The following is a 24999-nucleotide window of genomic DNA, read 5'->3' as shown; positions in this document are numbered from 1 at the left end:
GACTACGGCTGCCAGCCGGTTGAGTGCTGCGCTCAGCCGTACGAGCGCCGCGCGACGACCGCGCCGCTCGCGTTCGCGATGACCACGGTGTCGCCGTCGTTGTTCCAGACGGCGCTCGTCGCTCCCCAGTAACGGTCGGTGTCCGTGTCGGTTCCCCGGCCCGTGTGCAGCGTGAGACTCGCACCGGCGGCGAGGGTGGCGTCGCTCGGGAACGAGTAGGTATGATCCACTTCGTCGCTGACCGTCCAGTCGTCGAGGGCGATCGGGGTCGACCCGCTGTTTTCGAGGGTGACGGTTTCCTCGTCGAGGTTCGCGTTATCGTTGCCCGGTGCATCGGCGGCGATCGCGGCGATCGCGAGCGGGCCGTCGTCGGACCCGGTCGGTGTCGCCGACGGCTCGCTCGCACACGCCCAGAGAGCCGTTCCGTTCCGTCGGGCGCGCGTTTCCGCTCGGGAGAACCGCTCGCGGCCCGCGAACTGGCTGTCGTAGACCCGCGCATGACCCGTCGCGACGAGCCGGTAGTTGAGATCGCGGCCGTCGTGGCGGACGAGCGCCAGCAGACGGTCGTAGCGCCCGCGCCCGTCGATCCCCACGAGCTGCACCGTCTCGCCGGCGACCGCTCGTGTCGTGAACGCGCTCGCCTCGTCGCCCGCGTCGTCGAGACACGTCGCGCCGGCGTCGCTGTCGGGCACGCCCTCGTACTCGCTCGGGTTCGTGGGGACGTGGACTTCCGGCGTGTCGACGCCGCGTAGCCGGACCGTGTCCGTGGTTCCGTTGGGATATCTGACGTCGAGTGTATCGCCGTCGACGACGTGCGTGACGGTCGCCCGAAGCCCGGAGTGCGTCGTCTTCGCGGGGGTCGTGCCGACGTCCGCGTTCGCGGTGGGGCCGTCGAGCGCCGTCGTCGCCGCGGAGGCGTTCGTCGGTCCGTCGGCACCCGGACCGGTGGCTACGCAGCCGGCGAGCACGAGACAGCCGACGAGCAGCCACACGCGGCGATCCATGCGTCACCGAGCAGGGCCGGGTCCGTAAATCCGCCGTCCTGCTCAGACGACGACCTGGACGACGGCGAACAGAACCACGACACCGAGTACGTCCGAGACGTTCGTCACGACGGGGATCACCACGTCGTCGGGATCGAGACCGAACCGGTAGGCGGCGTAGGTCGCCACGACGGTAATGAGAACGGCGAGCACGGCCAGGATCGCGCCGCTGGCCGTCGCGACCAGGAGGACCGTCGCGAGCGGGAGCTTGGTTTCGGCGACCAGCGCCGACAACGCCCACGCGCCGGCACCCACGGTCGGAAAGACAGTGAACGAGAGGGCGATAGTCGCGACAGCATTGCCCGCAAGCACCTCGTCGTCGGGTGCGAAGGAGAGCCGTCCTAGATGGAGGGCCGTCGAGAGTCGCGCGGCGAGCACACTCCCGAGGTTACCGGCGGTGCCGATGGTGACGGGCACGAGCACGAGCAGCGAGGGGAACTGGAGCAGGGTCGCCTCGAACGAGTCGAGCACGAGACCGCTCCCGAGTTCGACGAGCGTGAGCACGAGGAGGATCGGCAGCATCGCGCGCGTGATTGCCCGTACCGACCACTCGGTCGCCACTCAGCCGCCACCTCCGAGTAGCGCGAGGACGACCCGGACGGCCAGAAGGAGAAAGAGGAGTCCGAAGACGTCGCCGGTGGTCGTCACGACCGGCCCCACGATGGTGTCCGGGTTGTAGCCGCGCCGGTAGCCCGCAAAGACCACCACCACGACCGCCGTCGCCAGGACGGCACCGGAGAGCGCGCCCGCGATAGTGGCGATCGAAACGAGCGTGAGCAGCGAGGCGTGGGGCAGTCCGAGCAGCGTCAGCACGAAATACGTGGCGACGGCGGCGAAGACGCTCACGAGCAGAGCGTTCACGAGAGCAGCCGTGACTGCCGCCCGAAGGCGCTCGTCACCACCGCGCACCCGCGGTTCGATGAGCCCCTGGTGAAGCGCGGTCGCCAACCGCGCGCCGAAGGAGCCGAAGACGTTGCCCCGCGTGGCCAGAAACGCCGGCACGAGCATGAGCAGTCCGCTGACGACCCGGAGTTCGTCCTGCATCCCGCCGAGAACGACCCCCGAGAGAAGCCCGGCGACGAGACTCACCGACAGCGCCGGCAGCGCCTCGCGGTAGGCCTCGCGCGCGACCTCGACGACGCTCATTGGCGTGTCGAGCGCCGCCATCGGTAAAAACACGTCCGCTTCGCGCTACTCAGAACGGGCCGCCACCGCCGCCCATCCCACCCATGCCGCCCATCCCGCCGCCACCATCGCCCTGTTCCATGCGCTTCATCATCCGCTGCATGTCCGCGTCGCCCATCCCCTGGAACTGTTTGAGGGTGCGCTCCATCATCCGGTGTTGTTCGAGCAGTTCTTGGACACGTTCCTCGGGCTGGCCGGAGCCGCGGGCGACGCGGCGGACCTGATTCGCGCCCACGGAACGAGGGTTTTCGAGCTCCTTCTCGGTCATCGAGTCCATGACGACCTCGAAGCTCCGCATTCGATCCTGCGTGACGTCCATCGCGTCGTCGGGCAGCTGATCCTTGATCCCGCCGCCGAGCCCGGGGATCATGTCGAGCACCTGATCGAGCGGCCCCATCTTGTTCATCGCGTTCATCTGGTGGCGCATGTCCTTGAGCGTGAACTGGCCGGACATGATGTCTTCGGGGTCCCAATCCTCGTCCTCGTCGCCGGTCTCCATCGCGCGCTCGACGCGCTCGGCGAGCTGCTTGAGATCACCCATCCCGAGCAGCCGGGAGATGAAGCCGTTCGGCTCGAAGCGCTCGACGTCCTGAACCGTCTCGCCGGTCCCGAGAAACGCGATCGACGAGTCGGTCTCGTTGACGGCCGTGAGCGCCCCGCCGCCCTTCGCCGTCCCGTCGAGTTTCGTGATCACGACGCCGTCGACGCCGATAGCCTCCTCGAAACGCTGGGCCTGATCCTTCGCGCCCTGCCCGATCGCCGCGTCCATCACGAGCAGTCTGCGGTCCGGATCGACGGTCGCGTCGATCGCCTCGATCTCGTCGATGAGCCCCTCCTCCAGCGCGTGGCGACCCGCCGTATCGACGATGTGGACGTCGGCCTCCTCGGTGGCGGCGAGCCCCTCGCGGGCGATCTCGACGGGGTCGTCGTTGTCCGGATCGCCGTAGAAGCTGACCTCGGCACGGCTGGCCATCTCCTCGGCCTGATCGTACGCACCCGGACGGAAGGTATCGGTCTGGATGATCGCAGGGCGGAGGCCCTTCTTCGAGAACCACCAGGCCATCTTCGCCGCCGTGGTCGTCTTCCCCGATCCCTGGAGCCCGGCGAGGAGGATCGTCTGTGATTCCAGCGGGAGCTCGGTGCTATCGCCGACGAGATCGACCATCTCCTCGTAGACGATTCGGAGGACGAAATCCCGGGCGGTCGTCCCACCCGGCGGCTCCTCTTCGAGCGCGCGCCGCTCGATCTCGTCCGAGAGCTCCATCACGAGGTCGATCTCGACGTCGGCCTGGATCAGCGAGCGCTGGATCTCACGGACGACCTCCTCGACGTCCTCCTCGTCGAGGCGCGTCTTTCCCTGCAGTCGGTCGAGAGTGCCCCGCAGGGAACTCCCGAGATCGTCGAGTACCATTTGGCGGGGTTAGGCCGTGTAGCGGTTAAAGGCCTTCTGGACAGCCAGTATTTCAGGGAGAGTCAAGAGTGCAGCTCGAACGAAATTTCGCTACTCCTCGTCGCCGAGCAGCCGATCGACGAGCACGTCGGGATCGAACCGTTCGAGATCGTCGTAGCCCTGGCCGGTGCCCAAAAAGAGGATGGGTTTGCCGGTGACGTGGGCGATCGAGATGGCTGCGCCACCCTGCGAGTCGGCGTCGGCCTTCGCGAGGATCGCGCCGTCGATCGTCGCGGCGTCGTCGAACTCGCTGGCGCGGTTCGTGGCGTCCTGGCCTGCGACCGCCTCGTCGACGAACAGCGTCATGTCCGGATCGACGACGCGGTCGATCTTCTCCAGCTGGGCCATCAGGTCGTTCGAGGTGTGGAGCCGACCCGCCGTGTCCCCGAGCACCACGTCGATGTCGTGGGCTTCGGCGTATTCGACAGCGTCGTAGAGCACGGCCGCCGGGTCCGATCCCTGCTCGTGGGCGATATACTCCTTGTCGAGGTTCTCGGCGTGTTCGCCGAGTTGCTGGTTCGCGCCCGCACGATAGGTGTCGCCGTTCGCGAGCACGGTCGAGAGACCGCGCTCCTCGAAGTAGCGCGCGAGCTTGGCGATCGTCGTCGTCTTGCCGACGCCGTTGACGCCGGTGAAGACGATCGTCACGGGTTTGTCCGCCTCGGCGATCCGCTGCTCGAAGTCGAACTGGCCGACCGAGATGACCTCGCGGAGCGCCTCGGCGAGCGCCTCCTCGACGACCAGGCCCGTGCCCTTGACCTGCGCACGCGTTGCGCCGGTGAGCTCCTCGCGCAGTCGGTCGAGGATCGCCTCGGTGACGCTCATCTCGACGTCGCTTTCGAGCAACGCCATCTCCAGCTCGAACAGCGGCTCCTCCAGCTCGGCGGCCTCGATGAGCGACTGGCCGGTGGCGAACAGCTTCGCGCGCGTCCCGAGTCCGAGCGAGTCGTCGTCCTCGTCTTCGGTCTCGTCGGCCGATGACGGTGACGGTCGACGCAGCCTGGTTGGTTCGCGCTCGTCCGCAGCCGCGGACTCCGCTTCCGTTTCGCCGGTTTCGTTCGCTTCGGCCGCTCCTGCCGACTCACTCCCGTCATCGTCGATCGCCCGTTCGGCCGCCCTGGCTTCGACTGCGGCCTCGGATTCGACCGGTTCGCTATCAGCTAATTCGCTATCGACCGACTCGTCGACCGGCGTATCGGGTTCCGTCTGTGTGTCGGTTTCGTCCGGTACGTCGGATTCGACCGGAGTCTCGGATTCGACCGGCGCTTCGGGCTCCGCTGGTGGAGAATCAGATGTTTCGGGTTCGGCTACTGGGTCGTCGGCCTCGTCGGGTTCAGGCGTCGCTGTGGTCGATTCATCGGTCGCAACGTCAGAATCGACTGCGGGTTCGGTTTCGTCGGTCGTGTCGGCGGCGCTCTCGGGAGCGGTTTCGTCGGTTTCTGCCGCCGCGTCCGATTCCTCGATGATCTCTTCGTCCTCGACGTCGGCAGCCGCCTCGTTGATCTCCTCCTCGGCGTCGCGGCGAAAACTGCTGAGTCGGTCTTTGAGTCCGTCGAACATCGCCTACTCGTCGTCCGATTCCTCTCCCAGCCCACCCATCTGGCCCTGGAGCTGCTGCATCTGCTGCTGTTGGAGCTGCTGGGCCTGCTGTTCGAGCTGGTCGCGCTCGCTCTCGATCTCCGTGATCTCCTCGTCGACCTCCTCGATGCGGTCGTCGAGCGCGTCGCGCTTGCGTTCGAGCGTCTCGATGGCTTCCTCCTCGCTGCGTTCGGCCGCGTAGCCACCACCGAGGCTCACGACCGTCTCGTCGACGTCTTGGATCTCCGCGCGAACGTAAGCGTCGCCACCGAGGGGCACCTGCACCGTCGCGCCGCTCTCGAGGTTTTCGAGCGCCTCGGTCGCCTCGTCGATCTCCCGCTGTTCCTCGCGGAACCCCTCGATCTCGTCCTCCATCGCCTCCTTCTGGCGTTCGAGAGCATCGAGCTCCTGCGAGAGCTGTTCGAGCTGGCCGCCACCGCCGCCACCACCCAGACTCATCGGCCCGCCTCCGTGCGGCACACTCGACTATGCGTCTCGCTGTCAGTGACGAACGTATCCATATCCCCGCTGGGTGAGCGCGCCGGAAGTATGTTGTCCTCTGTCGGCGCTCTCAGTCGATGTAGCCGAGCGCGTCCTCGATGCGGCCGAGCTCCGGTCCGGTACACTCCTCGCCGGCGACGTAGCCCGCCGCGTTCGCGAGCAGCCCCGAGCCGACGAGCGGCGCGCCGTAGTTCACGGTCCCGATGTCCGCCGGCACGCCGAGCAGCTCCTCCAGAAAGTCGAGCTCCTCGTCGGTCGCCTGTGGATGACAGAGCACGCCGCGGTCGGTGGCGACCGCCGCCGTCCCCACGGTGCGGACGCCCGCGAGCATCCCCTGCTCGACCGGCACGTCGAGATGGTCGCCGACCGCCTCGACGGCCTCGTCCGGGAGGTCGGGATGGACGTAGGCACCCTCGTCGTTGGCCAGCACGACGTTGCCGGCGGCGTTGATCCGGCCGGGCAGCGTCGCGACCGGGAGATCGACGACGTCGGCGATGCGCTCGCGCTCGGTCGACGTGATGCGGTCGCTCGTGAGCAGCCCGTTCGCGTTGCCGGTGACGAGCGCACCCACCGTGCCGGAGCCGGCGACGGTCGTCTTTATCGCAGGCACGTCGAGTTCGTCGGTGAGATCGTCGAGGAACGACTCATCGATGTCGGGTCTGACGAGCAAGCAGTGGTCGGTCGCACGGGCGAAGACGCCGACGTACGAGGAACCGGAAAAGGCCGCGCGGAGCACGTTATTCGGCGTGCTCGGCTTCGACGACGCGCTCGCCCTCCTCCTCGAAGCGGGCCGCGCGCACGCGAAGCTTGCTCGGCGGGTTCGAGCGCCCGCGCGCCCAGACCGCCTCGTTGATCGAGGGGTCGAGGCGAACGGTGTCGGGATCGGCCTTGAAGTGCTGGGCGAGATGCTCGCGGATGAGCGTCATCGCTCGGTCAGCACCCTCGTGGTTCGCGCCCGCCTTCACCTTGCGGAGCGGGACCGTCACGACGCGCTCCTCGAAGTCCTCGGCGCTCATTCGTCCGTGTCACTCCGCCGCCAGTTGCGCCGTTTGGGGTTGCGCATCGTGTCGCGGTCGGTCTTCATGATGACCCACGCCGGCACGCGGGAGTTCTGACGCTCGAGTTTCCCGAGGCGTTTCTTCTTCGCCTTCGAGTTCTTGCTCATGGTGGATTCGTTTCCGCCGCGGTGCTTAAATCCTTGTCCTTCTCGCACAGGCCGTCAGACGAACCCCAGAGGAACCATCAGCGCCACACCGACGGCGATACCGCCGAGGAGTTCGCGCCGGCCGCCGTGTGGGAGTTCCGCACCGATCTCCCTGGCCTCGGGGATGAACTCCGTGAGCACCAGATAGACCATCGCGCCGGCGGCGAAGCCGAAGCCGACGGCCATGAACTCGCGGGCGGTACGGACGAAGACGAAGGCGATCACCGCCCCGATCGGCTGGGGCAGGCTCGAAAAGATCGCCCACCACACCATGCGGACGCGCGGGACGCCCATCGACTGGAGCGGGATCGCCACGGCAACACCCTCGGGAACGTTGTGGATCGAGATTGCGAGCGTCATGAACACCGCCAGCAGTGGGACCGAAAAACCGAAAATCGGGAGGCCACCACCGAGATCGAGTTCGGCGAAGGAGACGCCGACAGCGACGCCCTCCGGAAAACTGTGCACCGTGAGCACGCCGAGGATGAGCAGCAGTTTCCGGTAATCGGCTTCCTCGTACTTCCGGGGATGGACCTCGACGCCCGAGATGACGCGATGGCTCACGATCACCAGCACCACGCCGGCGAGGAGTCCGATCGCGAGCTCTCCTGGAGTGCCCTCGGCGAGCCCCTCAGTGACCAGCCCGAACAGCGACGCCGAGACCATGATCCCCGAGGCGAGCCCCCAGAGGATCACACTGGTACGATCGCTCACGTCGTCGATGACGAAGAAGGGGAGCGCGCCGAGCCCCGTCGCGAGCGCCGTCACGAGACCCGCGAGGAAGACCAAGACGAGGCTCGCCAGTAACGCTGCCATACACGGACTACCGTCGCGCGCTATTTACATATTTCCAACAAATTTTAGGCTCGCCTCATTTTTCGTTCGGATATCCCCAATTTCAGAGGGCGAACCGCTCGACGGTCGAGTAGTCGGGACCGTCGTCGCCGAGCACGCTCTCCGTGAGTGCGACGTGTTCGACACGCCGAGAGCCGAGCGTGGGATCGTTCTCACGGAGCACGCGCTGAACGTGCTCTTTCCCGCCAGCGTGGTCCATCCGCGCGATCGTCGCGTGCGGCGTGAACTCGTGGTCTTCCCGGTCGAAGCCCATCTCGGTGGTGCGTTCCTCGATCGACTCGTGGAGTCGTGTCAGTTCGTCGCTCCCCTCGCGAACACCGAGCCAGAGCACGCGGATGTACTCCTCGCTCGGGAACGCGCCGAGTCCGCCGAACTCGGCGGTGAAGGGATCGACGCCCGCCTCGTCGATCGCCGTTTCGAGCGCGTTGGTGAGGGCCGGGACGCGCTCCTCGTCCACGTCACCGAGGAACTTCAGCGTGACGTGGACGTTGCTCGGATCGACGGATCGAACACCGCTCGCGTCGACGAATCGGTCCTGAATGCGCTCGATTTCGGTATCGAACCCCGCGAGATCGACGCTGACGAACAGGCGCATGGTGGAACGAGGAGGCCACAGGTCTTAATCACGGTCGTCACATAGGGCGGCTATGACCGACGACGACCCGCGCGATCGTGACGCGGGCCACGGGCAAGACGACCATCCCTTCTCCGAGGGCGAGGGGTTCGACGATCCCGAAGGGTTCGATCTCGACCCACCCGAGCTTTCGGTCGACCCGAGCGAGGTCGACCCGATCGACTCGCGCGTCCTGACAGAACTGCTCGACGAGCGCCAGCTCGGCACCGAGAACGTCGACGTCGGGGAGCTCATCGACGTGGGACTGAGCTACATCGAGATCAACCGGTACGAACAGGCCACCGAGACCTTCGAGCGCGCCGCCCAGTTCGCCGACGACGAACGCGTCGAACAGGAGGCCCGGGTGAACAAGGGCGCGGCCCACGCCGAACTGGAGGAGTACGACGCCGCCATCGGGGCCTACCGCGAGGCGCTCGACATCGACGCCGATGCCGACCACACCGCCAGCGCCGAGACCAATCTGGCGTACGCGCTCTGGGAGAGCGGGCGGAGCGAGCAGGCGCTCGAACACGCCGAACGAGCCGTCGAGCGCGACCAGCGCTTCGGACAGGGCTGGTACAACCGTGGCTTCTTCCTGCTCGAACGCGGGCTCGCCGAGGACGCGATCGACAGCTTCGACAACGCGCTCCGGCTCGGCTTCCGCAACGCCGAGGTGCTGGAGGAGAAGGCTCGCGCGCTCGAAGAGGTCGGCGAGGACGAGCGCGCAGAGGAGGTCGCCGAGGAGGCCAGAGAAATGCGCGAGGAGGCCGAGGAGGAACTCGTCCGTGATCGTCAACGAGCGCGAAACGGCTGAAGGACGGCTCGTCGCCGTCTGCGACGACGACGTGCTCGGCGAGAGCTTCGAGAACGACGGCGTGACCTTCGAAGTCACCGAGGAGTTCTACGACGGTGAACCCGCCGACGAGGAGCGCGTCGTGGCGAGTCTCGCACGTGCTCGCGTCGCGAACATCGTCGGCTCTCGTTCTGTGGATCTCGCGGTCGAACACGGCTTCGTCGAGGAGACGAACGTCCTCGACGTGGGCGGGACGAGCCACGCCCAGCTCGTCCGGCTCGGCTGAGCTACTCGTCGATCAGGTGACCGAAGTGTTCGATCGGCACACCCTCCATCGTCGTCATGTCGAGCCCGTGGCGCTCGGCGGCCAGCGAGAGCTCGAACACCGTATCGCGGTCGGGCGCTTCGAAGACCAAGAGGAAGTCGAACCGGCCGAGCAGCGCGTAAGTGTCGATTATCTCGGCGTCGAGTTCCTCGACTTCGAGGTTGATGTCGCCCCACAGCGAAGCGAGCTCCTGGAGATCCTGAAACTCCGCTCCGTCGGCGTCGACCAGCGATAGCCACGTCTGCATGAGAGCGTTCGGCGGGCACGCAGTAAAGGGATTTCGGCCGTCGATCCGAGCCCGGCCCGCTTGCCGGTGCCGGCCGTGATCGTATCCGTGTCGCGCCACAGGGGTTCGCATGAGCTACTCGTCGACCATCGGCTGGTCGCTGTTCACCTCCGGCGTGGTCACGCTGCTGTTGAAGCTCGCGCCGTACGACTCGCTCTACTGGGGGATCGGGCTGCTCGTCGTGGGGTTGCTCGTGATGTCGCGGCGACTCTGACGAACCCCGGGCTCTCAGACGAGCCGTTCGTCCTCCCAGCCACAGCTACACTTGGTTCGTGCGACGAGCACACGACGACCGTCGGTACAGTTCGTATCGGTCGCCGTCGAGAGGTCGTGACGTTCCCCGTCGTCGGCCTCCGGACACCGCCGCACGAGCGGATCGAGCGACGGCGTCTGCTCGAAGCGAAGCTCCCCAGCCCCGTATGGCTCCCTGGCATCACGCACCATACAAACGGGAGATGGGGCCGCGCCCACTACACTCTTTCCGTTCGTCAGTGACACGATCGCCACGGCTGCCCGAGTCACCGAACCGGTCGATCACGACAACGAGTGCGTGAGTGCGCGCCCACCGGCACGGGGACTCGGCGACGATTAGGAGATCGTCGAGCGGGCGACTGACCGAAGGAGTGTTGGCCGTTCGGTTCCTACGGATCGCCAATGAGCACTCGATCCGAGGAGCCGCTCGATATCGGGCGCATCAGGGACGAGTTCCCGATCCTCGAACGCGACGTCGGCGACGGTCAGCGCGTCGTCTATCTCGACAACGCCGCCACGAGCCAGACGCCCGACCGCGTCGTCGACGCGATGAGCGACTACTACCGGGAGACGAACGCGAACGTCCACCGGGGCATCCACCATCTGAGCCAGGAGGCCTCGCTGGCCTACGAGAACGCCCACGACCGCCTCGCCGAGTTCGTCGGGGCCTCGGGTGGCCGCGAGGAGATGGTCTTCACGAAGAACACGACCGAGGGGCTGAACCTCGTGGCCTACGGCTGGGGACTGCGCGAGCTCGAACCCGGCGACGAGGTCGTGCTCACGGAGATGGAACACCACTCCTCGCTGGTCACGTGGCAGCAGATCGCCAAACGGACGGGAGCCGACCTGACGTTCATCGGCGTCGACGAGGCGGGCCGCCTGAACATGGATCACGCGCGCGAACTGATCGGCCCGAACACGGAGATGGTCTCCGTGGCACACGTCTCGAACACGCTTGGAACCATCAACCCCATCGCCGAGCTCGCCGATCTCGCCCACGCCGAGGACAGCTTCATCTTCGCCGACGGCGCACAGGCCGTTCCCCACCACTCCGTCGATGTCGAGGAGCTGGACGTGGATTTCTACGCCTTCTCGGGCCACAAGATGTGTGGACCAACGGGTATCGGCGGGCTCTACGGCAAGAAGGAGCTGCTGGCGGCGATGGAGCCGTTCATGTACGGCGGCGGGATGGTTCGCAAGGTGGAGTTCGACCGCACGACGTGGGCGGACGTGCCCGAGAAATTCGAGGCCGGTACGCCGCCGATCGCCGAGGGAATCGCGCTCGCAGAGGCCGCCGACTACCTCGACGACGTCGGTCTCGACCGCATCGAACGCCACGAGCGCGAGCTCGTCGAATACGCGATGGGGAGGTTAGAGGAGTTCGACGATATCGAGATCTACGGGCCGCCGGCCGACGAGCGCGCGGGACTCGTCTCGTTCAACCTCGACGGCGTCCACGCCCACGATCTCGCGAGCATCATGAACGACCACGCCGTGGCGATCCGGCCGGGCGATCACTGTACGCAGCCGCTTCACGACGTCCTGGGGACGGCGGCTTCGGCACGCGCGTCGTTCTACCTCTACAACACGAAAGACGAGGTCGACGAGCTGATCGCCGCTATCGACGAGGCGCGCGAGCTGTTCGCCTGATCGGCGGATTCGTCGCGTTTGGCAAGGGCTATGTGAGTCCCGCACCGAACGACTGTATCGTGATATCGACCACTGTGTTCGCGGCTCGATACGACGAACAGTCGCGGGAGGCGATCCGCTGATGGGACGGCTCGAAACGCTCGGACGCGCGCTGTTCGGTGGCGTGCTCGCCTACACGGCGATCGACAACCTGCGCGACATCGAGGGAATGAGCGCCTACGCCGATTCGAAGGGTGTGCCGGCGGCCGACCGCCTCGTGCCGCTATCGAGCGTCATGCTCCTGTTCGGCGGCATCGCCACCGTTCTCGGGCGCGCGCCGCGTCTCGCTGGCGGCGCAATCGCGGCGTTTCTCGTCGGCGTCACGCCGACGATGCACGACTTCTGGAACATGGACGAGGAGGAGCGCGATGGCCAGCTGATCCACTTCCTGAAGAACACCGCGATGCTCGGCGGCGCGCTCTTCTTCCTCGGACGCGGCCCCGAAGAGAACTGAGTCGTTTTTAGTCGGAATATTTCGGTTCGCGGCGCTCGGCGCGTTCGAGCGCCCGCTCGATCACCGCGCGCACATCGCCGTGGAACTCGTCGCCGTGACCCGCGTACATCCGTTCGACGCTCTCGGGCAGTCGGTCGAGGATCCGCTCGATGCTCTCGATGAGCACGTCTCTGGACTGGCCAGGGCTGTCCGTGCGGCCGAAGCTGCCGTCGTCGAACGCGCCGTCGTCGTGGACCACGACGTCGCCGGAGAAGATCGTGTCCTCGGAGACCAGCGAGACGTGATCGTCGGCGTGACCCGGCGTGTGGATCACGTCGAACTGCCCGTCACCGATAGCGACAGTGTCGCCGTCGTCGATTTGCGTCGTTCGTCGTGGGTGATCCCCGTAGGCGAGCAGGTCGGCATCGAAACGATCGAGCACGGCGTCGAGTTCGCCGACGTGATCGCCGTGCTGGTGCGTGAGGACGACCGCGTCGAGTTCGTCGGTGTGCTCGGCGACGACGTCCTCGACGCCGGCCATCGTTCCGGCGTCGATCAGCACTGTGCGCTCGCCCGTGACGAGATAGACGTTCGCCGTGAACGTCTCTGCGCCCTCCGTGACGGTGTGGACGGCCATGCCGATCGTGGGGGAGCGAGCGTTTTGAGGCTGCCGAAAAACGACTGAAAGCTGACAAACGATTTTTCCGTTGCCTTCCCGTAGTCCACGTATGGGCTTTGGGAGCTACGATGAATCCGAACAGGGGAATCAGGAGTACGACACCGATTTCGAGGACGACGAAGACGGGCTCAAAACCGAGGAAGAAGCGCACGCGGGCGAGGTGAACTTCGAGTTCGACACATCGAACGACGAGCTACTCGACAAACTCGAAGACATCAAAGAGGAGTGAAAGCCGGGACGCGCGCGCTCGGGATCGCCGAATCCTACCGGGGCGAGCGCGGCCGGAGCACGCTTGCCGGCGCGGTCGTCCGGGCCAGCCGCGTCGTCGACGGGTTCGTTCTCGGCTCCTGTACCGTCGGCGGCACCGACGCCACCGAGGCTATCGTCGCCCTCCACGACCGCCTCGACCGTGCGGACGTGAACTATCTCTTCGTCTCGGGCATCGCGCCCGCGTGGTACAACGTTCTCGACCTCAAGCATCTTCACGACGCGACGGAGATGCCCGTGCTCTCGATTTCCTTCGAGGAGAGTCCGGGTCTGGAACCAGCGCTTCGATCAGAATTTTCCGGCGATGGGCTCGCGACACGGCTCGACACGTATCGTGCACAGCCGCCGCGCCATCGATGCTCGGTCAACGACGAGACGCTGTTCGTCAGAAGCGTTGGGATCGATGGGGGCGATGCCGAAGCGGTCGTTCGAGGATTCACACCCGAGGGCGGACGGCCCGAGCCGCTGCGGGTCGCCCGACTGGCCGCCCGTGCCGCCGATTCCTGATCGACTGACGAATCGAAGACGGGTAGCGACGGCCGATTCGGGCTAATATCATCGCTATCTCGAAACCGCGCGAAAACCGCGAATGCTGACGACGATGAGAAACCGCAACCGCCCCGCACCGCCCACACGCCTCCCCAACCGATTCGCTCACTCCCTTCGGTCGCTCACTCATCCACCGTCAGAACTCCGTTCTGACGAGCCTGCACTCGCCGTGCTCGTGCAGACCTCGCACAGTATTCGCGTTCGGTGCTCGTCGTGAGCACCGAACGCGAGCGCGCGCCGACCGCAGTCGAAGCGAAGGAGAAACGGGGAGCACACCAAAGCCGGACGGTTAAGACCTGTCGCGTCCCACCCTGTATGTGAGCGAAACGGGCCACATGGACGGGCTGGAGGTCGATTCCTGCGAGCGCTGTCCCGCACTCTGCGAGTCGCGGAGTCGCATCGTCAACGGCGACGGACCGGACGACGCCGAGCTGCTGTTCGTCGGCGAGGGGCCGGGCGAGAACGAGGACGAGACCGGCGAGCCGTTCATCGGTCGGAGCGGGACGGTCCTCGACGACGCGCTGCGCGACGCCGGGCTCGGCCGCGAGGACATCCGCATCACCAACTGCGTGCGCTGTCATCCGCCGGACAACCGCGATCCCCACACCGACGAGCTCTCGAACTGTCGGGAGTTTCTGGAGCAAGAGATCGCGACCGTCGATCCCGAGCTCGTCGTCACGCTCGGGAAGGTCCCGACCGAACACCTGCTCGGGCGCGACGCGCGCGTGACGGAGGAGGCGGGCTCCATCGAGGAAGCACGGATCGACGGAACGCCACAGCGAGTGCTCGTCTGCGTCCACCCGGCGGCGACGCTCTACGACGGCTCACAGAAGGAGACCTTTACCGAGACGATCGCCACGGCAGCCGGCGTCGTCGGTGCGGGCGAGGGCGACGGCCAGTCGCGTCTCGGCGGGTTCTGATCGCGACTATCGCATTCCACCGATGCACGAGTAGAAATTCTAAAGCGGACGAATTCGGGGCCGCTGCGCGAAGTGGATCGGTGTGATTGTCGCGATACCAAACCGCTTTGCCAGCGCGGTGCGTGCGGCTCGTATGAGCACGGGACACGCCCAGCAGGCGACGGCGTCGGTGGCCGTCGTCGATTACGGGCTCGGTAACCTCCGGAGCGTGACGCGCGGTCTCGAACGCGCTGGGGCCAGCGTGGACGTTTCCGACGATTCGGCGGAATTCACCGCCGCCGACGGCATCGTTCTTCCGGGAGTCGGCGCGTTCCGTGAGGGCGTCGAGAACGCCGGGCCATATCGGGAGGCTCTCCTGGAGGCGGCGGACGACGGCACGCCGGTGTTCGGCATCTGTCTCGGCATGCAGATGCTGCTGACCACGAGCGAGGAGGCCGACCGCGCCGGTGAGGGCGAGGTCGAAGGACTCGATCTGATCCCCGGTCGCAACCGGCGGTTCACCGGCGATCTGAAAGTGCCCCACATGGGCTGGAACGAACTGGCCGTCGAGCGTGACCACCCGCTCGTCGAAGGTGTCAATGGCGAGTACGCCTACTTCGTCCACTCCTACTACGCAGCACCCGACGACGAGGATGCGACCGTCGCCAGCACCGAGTACGGGTCGCGGTTCCCGAGCATCGTCGCCGACGAGTCGGGCACCGTCTTCGGCACACAGTTCCACCCCGAGAAAAGCGGCGAGACCGGCCTGCGAATCCTGCGGAACTTCGTGGCGCTTTGTGCCGAGTAGCCGGCTAGTGGCTACTGGTACGTAGAAAGTCCTTTGCGAACGGCGCGAGCAGGGCGGGCAATGGCAGAAAGCAGATCCGTCGTCATCGCCGCTCTCGTCGCCAACGGAGCCATCGCCGTGCTGAAATTCGCCGGCTTTCTCCTCACCGGCAGCGCCGCGATGCTGTCCGAGACCTACCACTCGATCTCCGATACGGGCAACCAGATCTTCCTGCTCATCGGGATCCGGTACGGGGAGAAGGAGGCCAACCGCGAGCATCCGTTCGGCTACGGGAAAGCACAGTTCTTCTATAGCTTCCTCGTCTCGGTACTCCTCTTCGGCATCGCGGGCTGGGAGAGCGCGAAACACGGCTACGACGCGATCGTCCATCCACACCCACCGGGCACGGGTGCGGTCAGCCTGCTGGGCGTGACCTTCCCCGGCGTCTGGGTCAACTACGCGGTGCTCGTCGGTGCGATCGCCTTCGAGAGCTACGCGCTGAAGAAAGCCTACACGGCGATGCGCCGTCAGATCGACGACCACGGCTGGAGCGGCTTTCGCGAGGCGTTCCGGAAGACGAGCGACGTGACCACGCTGACGGCACTGACCGAGGACACCATCGCGATAAGCGGCGCGGGGCTGGCGCTGTTCGGGGTGTTCCTCAGTCGGATCACGGGCAATCCGCTCTACGACGCGGTCGCCGCCCTGCTCATCGGCCTCCTCCTGATGGGCTTCGCGGTCGCGCTCGCGTGGGAGAACAAGCGCCTCCTGCTCGGCGAGAGCCTGCCGGCTGCCGAGGAGCGCGAACTGCGCGAACTCGTCGCTGGCTGGAGCGGCGTCGAGACCGTCGTCGATTTCCGGACCGTCTACTTCGGCCCCGAGGAGGTCATCGTGACCGGCGACGTCGAGTTCGATCCGCGTCTCGAAACCACGTCGATCGACGAGCGGATCACCGAGATCGAGGACGCGCTCGTGGCGACCAACCCGCAGGTACAGAAGGTCTATATCGAGCCCGAAGTGTAGCGCGCACGAGACCACTTCCGCCGCGGTACGCAAATCCTTATGATCGATGGCGCGCCAGTCTTCACCACTGTGGCTGCCGACGCGTCCCCCCTCCGGTTCTTTCCCTACGAGTCGCCGTACGAGAACCAGCGCGAGGCGATCGAACGCATCCACGACGCGCTCGGAGCGGAAACGGACGTCCTCTTCGAGGGCGCCTGCGGCACGGGCAAGACGCTCTCGGCGCTCGTGCCCGCCCTGGAGTTCGCCCGCGAGGAGGACAAGACCGTCGTGATCACGACGAACGTCCACCAGCAGATGCGCCAGTTCGTCGCCGACGCCCGCGCGATCAACGACCGCGAACCGCTCCGCGCGACGGTGTTCAAGGGGAAATCCTCGATGTGTCACATCGACGTCGACTACGAGGAGTGTCAGGTGCTGCGCGACAGCACGAAGGACCTCGTCGACGCCGAGGAGGATCTCGACGAGCTTGAGGCACGCGAGGAGAGTCTCCTGGAGGCGAGCCAGGACGGTGACGGCGACGCGACCGAAGCGCGCAGCGCGGTGATGGACGAACTCGAAAGCGTCGAGAGCGAGGTCGAGGAACTGCGCGAGGAGTCGATCTGCGAGCACTACTACAACAACCTCACCGTCGACACCGAGGCGTTCTACGCGTGGCTCGCCAGCGACGTACGCACGCCGGAGGAGATCTACGAGTACGCAGAGCAGGAGAACCTCTGTGGCTACGAGCTCCTCAAGGACGGGATGGAGGAGATGGATCTCGTGGTCTGTAACTACCACCACCTGCTCGATCCCGTGATCCGTGAGCAGTTCTTCCGCTGGCTCGGCCGCGATCCGGAGGACGTCATCGCCGTCTTCGACGAGGCCCACAACGTCGAGAGCGCCGCGCGCGAACACGCCACCCGAACACTCACCGAGACGACTCTCGATAGCGCCCTCGCCGAGTGCGACGACAGCGACGACCCGCGGGCCGCACAGGCGAGAAACGTCGTGAGCGCCTTCCGGAAGGCGCTCGTTTCGACCTACGACGAGGAATTGGGCTTCGGCGAGCGCGAGCAGATCGGCGAGGACTGGGAGGACCTGGAGATCGCCAACAGCGAGGGGCGCGACGACCTCACGCTCGCCTTTCTCGATGCCTACACTGGGCAGGGTATCGAGGGTGACGTCGAGGCAGCGCTCGCGCTTGGAGCAGCCCTCGATCGGGAGTACGACCAGAAATACCGTAACGGCGAGACACAGGTCCGGAAAGAGTGTCAGACCCTTCAAACAGCTCGGTTCGTCGAATCGTGGCTCGAAGACGGCGCATCCGGTGGTCGCCATCCCGTGATCTCGGTGCGCGAGGGGCCCGACGGGGTCTACGGTCGTGCGGAGTCGTTCGCGTCGATCCCGCGCGACGTGACCGAACCGCTCTTTGCGAACCTGCACGCGAGCGTGCTGATGAGCGCGACGCTGCGGCCGTTCGACGTCGTCACCGACGTGCTCGGGCTGGAAGAGCCGGAAACGATGGCCTACGGGCTCACGTTTCCCGAGGAGCGCCGCCGGACCTTCGCCGTCGACACGCCGGCGCTGTTCGCCAGCGAGCGCGACGACACGGATGTGCAGCGAACGATCACCGACACGCTCGACGACGCGATCCGGTTCACGCCGGGCAACACGCTCCTCTTCTTCCCGAGTTACAGCGAGGCCGAGCGCTATCACGATCGGGTCGCCGCCGCGACGAACGCGACGACGTATCTCGACGAACCGGGCGAGGCCGTCGAGCCGCTGCGCGAGCGGTTCGCCGCCGGCGAGCATGGCGCACTCTTCACCTCACTGTGGGGCACGCTCGCCGAGGGCGTGAGTTTCGACGGCAACGACGCCCACACTGTCGTCGTGGTCGGCGTCCCCTACCCGCATCTCGACGATCGCCTCGAAGCCGTCGAGGACGCCTACGACGCCGCCTACGGCGCTGGCTGGCAGTACGCCGTCGAGATCCCCACCATCCGCAAGACGCGGCAGGCGCTCGGGCGTGTGCTGCGCTCGCCCGAGGAGATCGGCGTGCGCGCGCTGCTCGACGCGCGTTACACCGAGCGCGGCCGACGAGAGATGGGCAAGTACGGCGTCCGCGAGACGTTCCCCGAGGAGGAACGCGCCGAACTGCTCGACGTCGCGCCGGAGAAGCTCAAGTTCGCCATGCTCAACTTCTACTCCGATCACGCGGCCTACGACGGCGACCCGCCGACGCCCTGAGTGGGTCGACGAGCATTGGCCTCTGTTTCGGGTACGATCGACCGTTCTGAGCCAGAGATCAAACAGCGACAGATTTATCATGGTGTGTAAAATACGCTTTACTGTAAAGCGAGCTTTACGGAACGTTTGCTTTACACACGAACCATGACACAAACCGAAACAACCGGACGGAAGCGCTTCACGAAGAGACGCCGTTACCGACGTGTGATGGTCGGTGTACTCCTCGCCGGCGTCGCCATCGGCCTTGTCCTCAGATCGATCGGCTATCCATTCGTTGGCGAAGCAGTGTACTGGCTTGGGATCATCAGCGTCCTCGCGATCTGGCGCAGCACCTCCCTGACACTGTTCGACGAGCGCGATCAAGAACTCGAACGACGCACAGCGATGACCACACTGAATGTTTTCGCGGCGGTATTGGTCATTGGCGCGTCAGCCACTAGAGTGCTGGCGTGGGCCGGAATCTACACGGCTCCTCCGGAACTCGCAGGTGCACTGTACGGCTACATCGCACTGTTCCTGGTGGCGCTGTTCATCGCCGCGTGGTATCGGTATCGCGGATGAAAAACACGGTTCGACGGCATCGAAACAGGGCGGACATGAGCCAGGCCGACCTCGCGGCGGCCGTCGACGTCACTCGCCAGACGATCAACGCGGTCGAGCGCGAGCGCTACGATCCCTCGATCGAGCTGGCGTTCAAACTGGCTGCCCATTTCGATTGCCGGGTCGAGGACCTGTTCGATCCCGAACTGAACGGGGTCGGGACGGACCGCGACGACTGAAGCTCCGTCCCGGTGGGTCGATCGTTCGACAGGGCCGCCCCGATCGATGCCGTGACGAACTGAAGGTTTTTGCCGCCGCCGCGCGAGTGGATGGATATGGATTATCAGGAACTCGACGGGGGGCGCGAGTTCGTCGCCGGGCTGGACCACGGCGCGGACTGGCGCGCGGAAATCGAAGCGCTCGCGACCGACGCGGGTGTCGACGCGGGTTTTTTCGTCGCACTCGGCGCGGTGCAGGACGTCGAACTGTTCTTCTACGACCAGGATAGGCAGGAGTACGATTCGGTGGTGTTCGACGAACCGCTCGAAGTCGCCTCGTGCGTCGGTAACGTCTCGTGGCTCGACGGCGAGCGGTTCGCCCACACCCACGCGGTCTGCTCGCGCGCGGACGGCTCGACCGTGGCCGGTCATCTGAACTCGGGCACGGTGTTCGCCGGCGAGGTGTATCTCCGCGAGTTCGACGCCCACCTCGAACGCGAACACGACGAGACGACCGATCTCGATCTCTGGCCGCTCTGATGAGAGCGGACGACGAACGATACTTCGAGGGGATCGAGGGCCAACTCGACGAGGCCATCGCACTCGCCGAGAAAGCACGCGAGAAGGGTGGTGATCCGACCCCCGAGATCGAGATCCCCGTGGCCAAGGACATGGCCGATCGCGTGGAGAACATCCTGGGGATCGAGGGTGTCGCCGAGCGCGTGCGCGAATTGGAGGGCGAGATGAGCCGCGAGGAGGCCGCCCTCGAACTCGCGGCGGATTTCGCCGAGGGCCGCGTCGGCGACTACGAGACACAGGCCGGGACGATCGAGGGCGCAGTCAGAACCGCGGTCGCACTGCTCACCGAGGGTGTCGTCGCCGCGCCGATCGAGGGGATCGACCGGGTCGAGCTCGCGGACAACCCCGACGGGACGCAGTTCGTCCGCGTCTTTTATGCGGGACCGATCCGCTCGGCCGGCGGCACCGCACAGGCGCTGTCGGTGCTCGTCGCCGACTACACGCGCTCGTTGCTCGGACTCGGTGGGTATCAGCCCCGCGACGAGGAGGTCGAACGCTACGCCGAGGAGGTCGATCTCTACGATTCGGAGACCGGGCTCCAGTACTCCCCGAAGGACGCCGAGACGAAGTTCATCGCCCGCCACTCGCCGGTGATGCTCGACGGCGAGGCCACCGGCCAGGAGGAGGTCTCCGGCTTTCGCGATCTCGAACGAGTGGGGACGAACAGCGCGAGAGGGGGGATGTGTCTCGTGCTCGGCGAGGGGATCGCCCAGAAGGCACCGAAGATCGAGCGCTACACCAGCGAGCTGGACGAGGTCGACTGGCCGTGGCTCGACGACCTGATCGCGGGGACGATCAACGGTGCCGACGAGACCGACGACGAACCGGACGACGAGGACGCATCGGACGAATCGGCCGCGGAAGCGAGCGAGGAGCCCGACGACGAACCGGTGGGACCGCTCCGGCCCGACCCCTCCGAGAAGTTCCTCCGGGACCTCATTGCCGGCCGACCCGTCTTCGGCCATCCGAGCGAGGCCGGCGGGTTTCGCCTGCGCTACGGTCGCGCGCGGAATCACGGCTTTGCGACTGCTGGCGTCCATCCGGCGACGATGCATCTGGTCGACGACTTCCTCGCGACCGGTACGCAGCTCAAGACCGAGCGACCGGGGAAGGCCGCCGGCGTCGTTCCCGTTGATTCGATCGAGGGGCCCACGGTCAGGCTGGCGAACGGCGACGTCCGGCGCATCGACGACCCCGCCGAAGCGCTCGAACTACGGAACGGGGTGGAGGCGATCCTGGATCTCGGCGAATATCTCGTCAACTACGGCGAGTTCGTCGAGAACAACCATCCCCTGGCACCGGCCTCGTACACCGACGACTGGTGGATCCAGGAGTTCGAAGCTACTGCTGCGGACGTGCGCGCGCTCGCCGACTCGACGCGCGTCGATCTCGAACATCCCACGCCCACGGAGGCCATCGAGTGGGCCGTCGAGTACGACGCACCGCTGCATCCCAATTACACCTACTGCTGGCACGATATCACCGTCGAGGCGTTCACGACGCTCCGCGAGGCGGTCGCGGCCGGCGAGTTCGTCGACGGCAGACTGGCGCTCGAACCGCGCCCTGCGGTCCGCGAGGCACTCGAAGCACTCCTCGTCCCCCACTCGCAGGCGGGCGACGCGCTCAGGATCCCCGACCCCATACCGTTCGTTCGCTCGCTCGGGTTCGACGAGTCGCTCGACAGTACGGCCGGGGAGCTCTCGGAGGAGGCACGCGAGTGGCCGAACGCGATGGAGGCGGTTCGTGACGTCGCGCCCTTCGCTCTCCGCGAGCGCGCGCCGACGCGCATCGGCGGGCGGATGGGCAGGCCGGAGAAATCGGAGACGCGCGAGCTCTCGCCGGCGGTCCATACCCTCTTTCCGATCGGCGAGGCCGGCGGCAACCAGCGCGACGTGAGCAAGGCCACCGACTACGTCCACGACGACGGCGGCGAGCGTGGCGTCGTTCCCGTCGAGATCGGCCGCCGGGAGTGCGTCGACTGCGGCGAGCGCAGCTACGAGACGCGCTGTCCGGACTGTGGCGCGCCGACCGAACCGCGCTACGAGTGCCCCGACTGCGAGATCGCGGTCGAACCCGACGAGTCCGGCCAGGTGGAGTGTCCCCGGTGTGGGGGCGAGGCGTGGCCGACCGAGTGGCGGACGGTGAACCTCCGTGAGGAGTACCAGGACGCGCTGGACGCGGTCGGCGAGCGCGAGAGCGCCTTCGACATCATGAAAGGCGTGAAGGGGTTGACCTCGGAGCTGAAAACCCCCGAACCGATGGAGAAGGGTGTTCTCCGGGCGAAACACGGCGTCTCGACGTTCAAGGATGGGACTGTGCGCTACGACATGACCGACCTCCCGGTGACGAGTGTGCGACCGGCGGAACTCGACGTCTCGGTCGAGCAGTTCCGCGAGCTCGGCTACCACGAGGACATGAACGGCGACCCGCTGCGCCACGACGACCAGCTCGTCGAGCTCAAGGTCCAGGACGTCGTGCTCTCGAACGGCGCGGCCGAACACATGCTCAAGACGGCCGACTTCGTCGACGACCTGCTCGAAAGCTACTACGGGTTGGAGTCGTTCTACGAACTCGACGATCGCGACGACCTCGTCGGCGAACTCGTCTTCGGGATGGCTCCGCACACGTCGGCGGCGGTCGTCGGCCGCGTGATCGGCTTCACGAGCGCCGCCGTCGGCTACGCACATCCGTACTTTCACGCATCGAAGAGACGCAACTGTTTCCATCCCGAGACCAAGCTCTGGGTCGAGGACGAGGGAGACTGGCGACACGAACGGATCTCGTCGTTAGTCGAGGAGTCACTCGAAGATCCCCGTGAGGACGATTTCGGCACGCTCGTCGAAGAACTCGACGGCGAGGTTCGCGTTCCCTCGATCGACGACGATGGGGAACGAGTGCGAAAGCCGATCGAAGCGGTTTCGAAGCATACTGCACCCGACCACCTCATCGAGATCGAGACGCGGAGCGGACACGAACTGACCGTGACGCCGGATCACTCGATGGTGAGATGGGACGGTGGCATCGAGGATATCGAGGCGAACGAGCTCGAGATCGGTGATACGATTCCGTCGCCGAAACGGATCGACTACGAGGGCGAGGCAGCAAGTATCGATCTGCTCGACGCGTTCCTCGATGCCGATGCGGTGCCGAACGACGAACTAGTGATACGAGGTATCGGCTCCGAAGACCTCAAGTTCCTGTTCGATGACGCGACCGAAGCAGAAGGCCACGTCAAACCCGTTGCGGAAGCGCTCGATTGCAGCGGTTCGACCGTCTATAACTGGATCAGCCGCGACAGTGTTCCGGCATCCGTCCTGGTCACACTCATCGGCGGTACGGCGTTGCTCGATCGTCTGCCGGCGGACGTCTCGCTCTCGGTGAAACGCGACAAGACCGCTGTCGCGCGAACGCTCGAAATCGACGAAGGGTTCGCGACACTGCTCGGTTACTACGCAGCCGAGGGTTTCACACGCCGAGAAGCGGGGGATTTCTATCAGACGACGATCTGTACGCCGGATGACGCCGCACGCCGTGACGTCATCGACGCTTTCGAGGAGGTGCTCGGAGTGGAGGCCTACGAGGAAAGCGAGTGGAAGGTGACGGCGTCGAGTCGACTCGTGGCCACGCTTTTCGCGGACGTCTTCGCCGCTGGAACGCGGGCGGAGACGAAGCGGATCCCCGACTGCATGACGAACGCACCGATCCCACAGCTCAAGGCGTTTCTCGCAGCGTACTTCAGCGGCGACGGTAGCGTATCGAGCGACCGCATCGAGATCCGTGCGACGACCGTCAGCGACGAGTTGAAGCGCGACCTTGTCGCCGCACTGAAGCGCTTCGGAGTCGCAGCCAAAACCTACGAGGAACGTCGCGTTCCGTCGACGGGTGCCGTTGCCGAATTCCACGACGGGCCAGTGCCGGAGTATCGCTCGTGGACCTGTAAGATAACCTCAGAAAACGTCGTCCGGTTCGCGGAGGAGATCGGGTTCCATCTCGACCGGAAATCACGGACGCTCGCTACCGTGCTCGATACGGTCGACGTCCGCACACAGCGGTTGCTCGGCGACGGTGGCAGCGCGGACGTCTGGCTCGACGAGGTGGTCCAGGTCGATATCGTCGAATCGACAGTCGACCACGTCTACTCGCTCACCGTCGCGGAGACGAACAGGCTGGTCGCAAACGATCTCTTCGTCGGCCAGTGCGATGGGGATGAAGACTGTGTGATGCTTCTGCTGGACGGCTTGCTCAACTTCTCGAAAGCCTACCTGCCCGACAAGCGCGGCGGGCGGATGGACGCGCCGCTGGTGATGTCATCGCGAATCGACCCGGCCGAGATCGACGACGAGGCCCACAACATGGACGTCGTGGATTCCTACCCGAAGGAGTTCTACGAGGCCACCCTGGAGATGGCCGATCCAGGAAGCGTCGACATCGAGATCGCCGAGGAGAGCGTCGGCACCGAGGGCGAGTATTCGGGCTTTCGCCACACCCACGACACCTCGAACCTCGCGCTCGGGCCGTCGCTGTCGGCGTACAAAACTTTGGGCTCGATGACCGAGAAGATGGACGCCCAGCTCGAACTCGCCCGGAAGCTCCGCGCGGTCGACGAGACCGACGTCGCCGAGCGCATCATCGAATATCACTTCCTGCCCGATCTCATCGGCAACCTCAGAGCCTTCTCCCGGCAGGAGACACGCTGTCTCGACTGCGGGACCAAGTATCGTCGGATGCCGCTCACGGGCAACTGTCGGGAGTGTGGCGGCGATGTAAATCTCACAGTACACGAGGGGTCGGTGAAGAAGTACATCGGCACCGCCACCCGCGTCGCCGAGGAGTACGGCACTCGCGACTACACGAAACAGCGCCTCGAAGTGCTCGAACGCACACTGGAGAGCGTGTTCGAGAACGACAAAAACAAGCAGAGCGGTATCGCCGACTTCATGTGAAAACGGTGGTGCCAGGGCGGTATCGCCGACTTCATGTGAAAACGGTGGTGCCAGGAGTGCGTACGGACGGGCGTCGTGAGTT

Annotated in this window: 29 protein-coding genes; 15 read left to right on the top strand and 14 right to left on the bottom strand. The window is 65.8% G+C overall.

Going from position 1 to position 24999, the window contains the following annotated elements; translation table 11 throughout:
- Positions 1 to 32 precede the first annotated feature (32 nt).
- The 11 genes from NO363_RS13205 to thpR form a co-directional block, all read right to left on the bottom strand.
- Positions 33 to 1004, bottom strand: coding sequence for a lamin tail domain-containing protein (locus tag NO363_RS13205; RefSeq protein WP_256685726.1), 972 nt, complete (start codon positions 1002 to 1004; stop codon positions 33 to 35).
- A gap of 42 nt (positions 1005 to 1046) precedes the next feature.
- On the bottom strand, positions 1047 to 1604 hold the full coding sequence (locus NO363_RS13200) for a magnesium transporter (RefSeq protein WP_256685724.1): 558 nt from the start codon (positions 1602 to 1604) through the stop codon (positions 1047 to 1049).
- The gene (locus tag NO363_RS13195; protein ID WP_256685723.1) at positions 1605 to 2189 is read right to left on the bottom strand and encodes a magnesium transporter; all 585 of its coding nucleotides are present in this window, start codon (positions 2187 to 2189) and stop codon (positions 1605 to 1607) included.
- A 49-nt stretch (positions 2190 to 2238) separates the two neighbouring features.
- A complete protein-coding gene (locus NO363_RS13190; protein WP_256685721.1) occupies positions 2239 to 3639 on the bottom strand; it encodes a signal recognition particle protein Srp54 in 1401 nt (466 codons plus the stop codon).
- A 90-nt stretch (positions 3640 to 3729) separates the two neighbouring features.
- On the bottom strand, positions 3730 to 5238 hold the full coding sequence (gene ftsY / locus NO363_RS13185) for a signal recognition particle-docking protein FtsY (protein ID WP_256685720.1): 1509 nt from the start codon (positions 5236 to 5238) through the stop codon (positions 3730 to 3732).
- 3 nt (positions 5239 to 5241) lie between these two features.
- Positions 5242 to 5715: a prefoldin subunit alpha gene (pfdA, locus tag NO363_RS13180; RefSeq protein ID WP_256685718.1), complete on the bottom strand. Its 474-nt coding sequence runs from the start codon at positions 5713 to 5715 to the stop codon at positions 5242 to 5244.
- A 112-nt stretch (positions 5716 to 5827) separates the two neighbouring features.
- Positions 5828 to 6493 (bottom strand): translation initiation factor IF-6, encoded by a 666-nt coding sequence (locus tag NO363_RS13175; protein ID WP_256685716.1) that lies wholly within the window; start codon positions 6491 to 6493, stop codon positions 5828 to 5830.
- A 1-nt stretch (position 6494) separates the two neighbouring features.
- On the bottom strand, positions 6495 to 6773 hold the full coding sequence (locus tag NO363_RS13170; protein ID WP_004051840.1) for a 50S ribosomal protein L31e: 279 nt from the start codon (positions 6771 to 6773) through the stop codon (positions 6495 to 6497).
- Positions 6770 to 6922: a 50S ribosomal protein L39e gene (locus NO363_RS13165; RefSeq protein WP_004051839.1), complete on the bottom strand. Its 153-nt coding sequence runs from the start codon at positions 6920 to 6922 to the stop codon at positions 6770 to 6772. The genes NO363_RS13170 and NO363_RS13165 overlap by 4 nt, the downstream gene beginning before the upstream one ends.
- 54 nt (positions 6923 to 6976) lie before the next feature.
- On the bottom strand, positions 6977 to 7777 hold the full coding sequence (locus tag NO363_RS13160) for a ZIP family metal transporter (protein ID WP_256685713.1): 801 nt from the start codon (positions 7775 to 7777) through the stop codon (positions 6977 to 6979).
- Positions 7778 to 7859: 82 nt separating this feature from the next.
- Positions 7860 to 8411, bottom strand: a complete 552-nt coding sequence (gene thpR, locus NO363_RS13155; RefSeq protein WP_256685711.1) for an RNA 2',3'-cyclic phosphodiesterase — start codon at positions 8409 to 8411, stop codon at positions 7860 to 7862.
- Positions 8412 to 8463: 52 nt separating this feature from the next.
- Here thpR and NO363_RS13150 point away from each other — a divergent pair, with 52 nt between their 5' ends.
- Together NO363_RS13150 and NO363_RS13145 are read left to right on the top strand one after the other, a co-directional pair.
- Positions 8464 to 9243 (top strand): tetratricopeptide repeat protein, encoded by a 780-nt coding sequence (locus NO363_RS13150; protein WP_256685709.1) that lies wholly within the window; start codon positions 8464 to 8466, stop codon positions 9241 to 9243.
- Positions 9215 to 9508, top strand: coding sequence for a DUF424 domain-containing protein (locus NO363_RS13145; protein WP_256685708.1), 294 nt, complete (start codon positions 9215 to 9217; stop codon positions 9506 to 9508). The genes NO363_RS13150 and NO363_RS13145 overlap by 29 nt, the downstream gene beginning before the upstream one ends.
- 1 nt (position 9509) lies before the next feature.
- On the opposite strand, the gene NO363_RS13140 is transcribed toward NO363_RS13145, so the two are convergent.
- Positions 9510 to 9794: a GYD domain-containing protein gene (locus tag NO363_RS13140; RefSeq protein WP_256685707.1), complete on the bottom strand. Its 285-nt coding sequence runs from the start codon at positions 9792 to 9794 to the stop codon at positions 9510 to 9512.
- A 109-nt stretch (positions 9795 to 9903) separates the two neighbouring features.
- Here NO363_RS13140 and NO363_RS13135 point away from each other — a divergent pair, with 109 nt between their 5' ends.
- The gene (locus tag NO363_RS13135; protein ID WP_004051834.1) at positions 9904 to 10047 is read left to right on the top strand and encodes a hypothetical protein; all 144 of its coding nucleotides are present in this window, start codon (positions 9904 to 9906) and stop codon (positions 10045 to 10047) included.
- Positions 10048 to 10061: 14 nt separating this feature from the next.
- Here the strand turns inward: NO363_RS13135 and NO363_RS13130 are convergent, their stop codons facing one another.
- On the bottom strand, positions 10062 to 10277 hold the full coding sequence (locus NO363_RS13130; RefSeq protein ID WP_004051833.1) for a hypothetical protein: 216 nt from the start codon (positions 10275 to 10277) through the stop codon (positions 10062 to 10064).
- Positions 10278 to 10487: 210 nt separating this feature from the next.
- Between NO363_RS13130 and NO363_RS13125 the strand changes: the two genes are divergently transcribed.
- On the top strand, positions 10488 to 11735 hold the full coding sequence (locus NO363_RS13125; protein WP_256685705.1) for an aminotransferase class V-fold PLP-dependent enzyme: 1248 nt from the start codon (positions 10488 to 10490) through the stop codon (positions 11733 to 11735).
- A gap of 121 nt (positions 11736 to 11856) precedes the next feature.
- Positions 11857 to 12228, top strand: a complete 372-nt coding sequence (locus tag NO363_RS13120) for a DoxX family protein (protein WP_256685704.1) — start codon at positions 11857 to 11859, stop codon at positions 12226 to 12228.
- 7 nt (positions 12229 to 12235) lie between these two features.
- Here the strand turns inward: NO363_RS13120 and NO363_RS13115 are convergent, their stop codons facing one another.
- Positions 12236 to 12844: an MBL fold metallo-hydrolase gene (locus NO363_RS13115; protein WP_256685703.1), complete on the bottom strand. Its 609-nt coding sequence runs from the start codon at positions 12842 to 12844 to the stop codon at positions 12236 to 12238.
- A 91-nt stretch (positions 12845 to 12935) separates the two neighbouring features.
- Here NO363_RS13115 and NO363_RS13110 point away from each other — a divergent pair, with 91 nt between their 5' ends.
- The 10 genes from NO363_RS13110 to polC all read left to right on the top strand — a co-directional run bounded on the left by NO363_RS13110 (position 12936) and on the right by polC (position 24917).
- Positions 12936 to 13115, top strand: coding sequence for a DUF5786 family protein (locus NO363_RS13110; protein WP_256685702.1), 180 nt, complete (start codon positions 12936 to 12938; stop codon positions 13113 to 13115).
- Entirely contained in the window at positions 13112 to 13660 is a 549-nt protein-coding gene (locus tag NO363_RS13105) for an endonuclease dU (RefSeq protein WP_256685701.1), read from the top strand. The genes NO363_RS13110 and NO363_RS13105 overlap by 4 nt, the downstream gene beginning before the upstream one ends.
- Positions 13661 to 14037: 377 nt before the next feature.
- The gene (locus tag NO363_RS13100) at positions 14038 to 14622 is read left to right on the top strand and encodes a uracil-DNA glycosylase (protein ID WP_256687979.1); all 585 of its coding nucleotides are present in this window, start codon (positions 14038 to 14040) and stop codon (positions 14620 to 14622) included.
- Positions 14623 to 14755: 133 nt separating this feature from the next.
- A complete protein-coding gene (gene hisH, locus NO363_RS13095) occupies positions 14756 to 15409 on the top strand; it encodes an imidazole glycerol phosphate synthase subunit HisH (protein WP_256685700.1) in 654 nt (217 codons plus the stop codon).
- A gap of 60 nt (positions 15410 to 15469) precedes the next feature.
- A complete protein-coding gene (locus NO363_RS13090; RefSeq protein WP_256685699.1) occupies positions 15470 to 16411 on the top strand; it encodes a cation diffusion facilitator family transporter in 942 nt (313 codons plus the stop codon).
- Between the two features lie 39 nt (positions 16412 to 16450).
- Positions 16451 to 18637, top strand: a complete 2187-nt coding sequence (locus NO363_RS13085; protein ID WP_370525565.1) for an ATP-dependent DNA helicase — start codon at positions 16451 to 16453, stop codon at positions 18635 to 18637.
- 144 nt (positions 18638 to 18781) lie between these two features.
- Positions 18782 to 19198 (top strand): DUF2178 domain-containing protein, encoded by a 417-nt coding sequence (locus tag NO363_RS13080; protein ID WP_256685695.1) that lies wholly within the window; start codon positions 18782 to 18784, stop codon positions 19196 to 19198.
- A complete protein-coding gene (locus NO363_RS13075) occupies positions 19195 to 19416 on the top strand; it encodes a helix-turn-helix transcriptional regulator (protein WP_256685693.1) in 222 nt (73 codons plus the stop codon). The genes NO363_RS13080 and NO363_RS13075 overlap by 4 nt, the downstream gene beginning before the upstream one ends.
- A gap of 96 nt (positions 19417 to 19512) precedes the next feature.
- Positions 19513 to 19935 (top strand): PPC domain-containing DNA-binding protein, encoded by a 423-nt coding sequence (locus NO363_RS13070; protein WP_256685692.1) that lies wholly within the window; start codon positions 19513 to 19515, stop codon positions 19933 to 19935.
- On the top strand, positions 19935 to 24917 hold the full coding sequence (gene polC, locus NO363_RS13065) for a DNA polymerase II large subunit (RefSeq protein ID WP_256685691.1): 4983 nt from the start codon (positions 19935 to 19937) through the stop codon (positions 24915 to 24917). The genes NO363_RS13070 and polC overlap by 1 nt, the downstream gene beginning before the upstream one ends.
- The last annotated feature ends 82 nt before the right edge of the window (positions 24918 to 24999 follow it).

Origin of the sequence: Halococcus qingdaonensis, from assembly GCF_024508235.1 — an archaeon.
Classification (GTDB): domain Archaea; phylum Halobacteriota; class Halobacteria; order Halobacteriales; family Halococcaceae; genus Halococcus; species Halococcus qingdaonensis.
Note: the sequence above shows the minus strand (reverse complement) of the source record. Positions and strands in the feature narration are given on the sequence as shown.